This window comes from Arthrobacter sp. I3 (assembly GCF_000520575.1).
Lineage (GTDB): Bacteria > Actinomycetota > Actinomycetes > Actinomycetales > Micrococcaceae > Arthrobacter > Arthrobacter humicola_A.
Window position 1 is genome coordinate 90,989 of sequence record NZ_KI914976.1, and the last position, 2,561, is coordinate 93,549.

Annotated in this window: 3 protein-coding genes; 2 read left to right on the plus strand and 1 reads right to left on the minus strand. The window is 67.3% G+C overall.

Going from position 1 to position 2,561, the window contains the following annotated elements; all coding sequences use genetic code 11:
* Positions 1 to 18 precede the first annotated feature (18 nt).
* Positions 19 to 519 carry a DUF3515 family protein gene (locus tag Y706_RS0122465; protein WP_028278336.1) on the minus strand — a complete coding sequence of 167 codons (501 nt, stop codon included), beginning with the start codon at positions 517 to 519 and terminating at the stop codon, positions 19 to 21.
* Between the two features lie 568 nt (positions 520 to 1,087).
* Here Y706_RS0122465 and Y706_RS0122470 point away from each other — a divergent pair.
* Positions 1,088 to 1,399: a hypothetical protein gene (locus tag Y706_RS0122470; RefSeq protein WP_028278337.1), complete on the plus strand. Its 312-nt coding sequence runs from the start codon at positions 1,088 to 1,090 to the stop codon at positions 1,397 to 1,399.
* Between the two features lie 5 nt (positions 1,400 to 1,404).
* The coding region (locus Y706_RS27240) for a glycosyltransferase family 4 protein (RefSeq protein WP_052355128.1) at positions 1,405 to 2,561 on the plus strand (1,157 nt) is incomplete at its 3' end.

A 2,561-nucleotide genomic window follows, 5' to 3' on the forward strand; every position in this document is an offset into this window, starting at 1 on the left:
GGACGCGCCTGCCCGGGCCTACTTGCTGGTGGGGAGGTTCTGCAGGTCCTCTTGACCCACACATTTCCGGGTTGCCGGGATCTTCAGCGCGGCGGCGGAGAGGTCCGCCAGCACGGTGGCCGAACTGATCTTGTCCGGATCCATCAGGATCTCCGTGGCCGGTTCGCGGCCGAACGTGGTCAGCGTCCACACGGGATCGCCTTCCTTGATGACCCAGTCGACGTCGTTGACGCTGACGCAGCGGTCCGTCGTGGGGCCGGGAACGTTGACGCCGCAGCGCAGGATCACTTGGGACGGATCGCCCCAGGCCGCCGTGGCCTGGGCATTGGTCTTCCGCAGCCTGGCATCGCCGATCGCGTCCGGCAGGGCCAGCATCATCGGCGCGCAGGCCGCGTTCGCGGCATCCTTGGCGGGCGTGACGTCGACGACCGGTGAGCAGGATGTCAGGGCGAGGGCGGCCGCGGCGGCGACCACGGTAGTGGCAAGGCGCGCGGAAACCTGGCGGCTGAAACGGAGCATTCATCCAGCTTAGCTGGGACCGCGTGGCGCTACGGTTATGAGTTCAGGAGTGCGGGTAACATCACGTGAAACAGCCTGACTCTTACCTTCGAGTAGACTGGGACCTCGTGCATCAGTGGGGCTCTGCCGACAATGACGTTAGCGTTGGTCGCATAACGCACACCTGATTCAATCTCGCACTGTGGGGGAGGGACTGTCGATGACGTCGTGCAGCCGAAAGAAATCCGTACGGACCGGGCTGGGAGCTTTGCTCCTAGCCGCTTCAGTCATGGGCACGGCGACAGCCGCAAGCGCCGATGACTTGGTCATTCCCGGCCCCTTGGCACCGGCAGTTTCGCCCTCTCCGACGCCCGTCGATCCCGGGCCGACTGCCCCGGCGACAGATCCGGCGCCGCCTGCGCCGAGTGATCCGATCGTCGTGCCCCCGCCGGCAGAAACTCCGGCACCGCCCATCGTCACCCCGGCTCCGCCAGTGGCCCCTGCCCCGGCCCCGGCACCTGTAGTTCCTCCCGTGGTGCCGGTTGCGCCAGTCGAGCCGCCCGTTGCGCCGCTCCAAACCCCTGCTCCGGTGGCGGAAACCCCGGCCGTCGTTGCACCCGTTGACCCGGCTCCCGTCGTCGAGGAAACACCGTCGGAGACGCCGACCCCCACGCCGACCCCGACAGCCGCGCCGTCGACAGCCCCCGCCGTGATTGCCACCCCTACCGACCCTCCCGTCATGGTGAAGTCAGAGGTCCAGGCGGCAGTGGCCGTCGCCACCGGCAGCCCGCTGGCCGTCCAGGCCATCACCGTGCTGGTCCTGCTGGGACTGGGCTTCGTGTACTACCGCTTCATCGGCTCCAAGAAAGCCACGGGCGTCCCGCGCACTGGTAAGTCCTAATTCCCATGCAGGCTGAAGTCCTTATGGAGTCGACTGCGCCCAAATCGCCGGCTGGCGGTCTGCAGATCACGCTGGTCACGCACTCATACTGGCCGGAACAGAGCCCGCCGCAGCGGCGCTGGACCGCCATGATCAAGGAGTTCTCCCACTCCGGCTGGGACGTCGACGTCGTCACTCCCGTGGCGCACTATCCCTTCGGCCGGCGGGCCCTCCCGCGCTGGATGGCCGGCAGGCCGTTCCGGCTCCGCAATGGCCAGTTCACCGAAAAGATCCTCCACGTGCCGTACCTGCGCCACGGCAACTCCCGCGCCGCGCGGCTCATGGACCAGTGTTATTCGGCATTTTTGTCCGTCCCGGCCGGGATGATGGTCCGCAAGCCCGACGTCGTCATTGTCACCGCGCCCGGCCTGCCGTCCTTGGCCGCTGGCTACGTCCTGGCCAAGTTGCGCCGGGTACCGCTGATCGTGGAAATGCGCGACGCTTGGCCGGATCTTGCCCGCGACGCCCGCCTCGTCCAGGGCAGCGTGAAAAGTGTCGTGGAACATGTGGTGGATTTTGTCCAGCACCGCGCGGACCTCGTGGTCACCGTGACGGAGGGCTTCGCGGCAACGCTGCGTGCGCGCGGAGTCCGGAACGTGGCGACCGTCAGCAACGGCGTGCACCTGGATGCCATCCCCGTCGTCGGGCCGCCCGAGCCGGAACGGGAAGTCTTCGAAGCTCTCTATCTCGGCAACCACGGGGAGAGCCAAAAGCTGGACGTCGCCATCCGCGCGAGTGCCCTCGTGGGGGACTCCATGCACCTGCACATGGTGGGCCACGGGACGCAGCGTCCGGCGCTGGAAAAGCTTGCACGCGAGCTGAAGGCTCCCGTGACCTTCCACCCGCCCCTGACCGGCGACGACATGCTGGAACGCTACTCGTCCGCCGACACCTGCATCGTGTCCTTGCGGGACGACTGGAAGTCCTTCGAAACCACCGTGCCGTCCAAAACCTATGAGGTTCTGGCAATCGGCCGCCACATCACGGCTGTGGTGCGCGGAGAAGCCGCAAGAATTGTCTCGGATGCCGAGGCCGGCGACATCGTGGCCAGCGACCCGGAAGAACTCGCCGCCCTGTGGCGGGAACTGGCTGCGGACCGGGGGCGCCTGGTCCGCAACGGCGA